Below are 445 nucleotides of genomic sequence, written 5' to 3' on the forward strand. Positions count from 1 at the left end.
CACAAAGAGCATATCCTCAAACTCTTAAGGAATCCACGTGTGCCTTCGGACAATAATTCCTCCGAACGTTCCGTCCGCCCCTTGAAGGTCAAACAAAAAGTAAGCGGGATGTTCAAGATCGAGGAGGGGTCGGATGCTTTTTGCCCCCTTCATTCCTTGATAGACACTGCCAGGAAAAACGGACAAGGTCCTTTTCTGGCGCTTAGGCGCGTTGCCGGACTCGGATAAGGGTTGGCACCCCTTATCCCCCGTATGTCCTCCAGAGACCACTTTACAGGGCTGATCGTATGTTCTTTAACACAACCGTTCTTTTTATCGTAGTTTTATTTGGAATCCCCACTTTTTTACCCGTCCTTTACCAAACCAAACCAAGGCTATGATTTTTTTGATCTTAACTATGTCGAAGATCTTTTTTAACCATAGCTTGAAACTATGATTGATAAGA

The 445-nt window shown here is 44.9% G+C and carries 1 protein-coding gene; it reads left to right on the plus strand.

Annotation, left to right across the window (positions count from 1 at the left end; all coding sequences use genetic code 11):
- Positions 1–228 (plus strand): IS66 family transposase (locus tag E5342_RS19180; RefSeq protein WP_168354532.1); only part of this gene is annotated, 228 nt, incomplete at its 5' end.
- Positions 229–445 lie beyond the last annotated feature (217 nt).

It is taken from the genome of Parabacteroides distasonis (assembly GCF_004793765.1).
GTDB classification, from domain to species: domain Bacteria; phylum Bacteroidota; class Bacteroidia; order Bacteroidales; family Tannerellaceae; genus Parabacteroides; species Parabacteroides distasonis_A.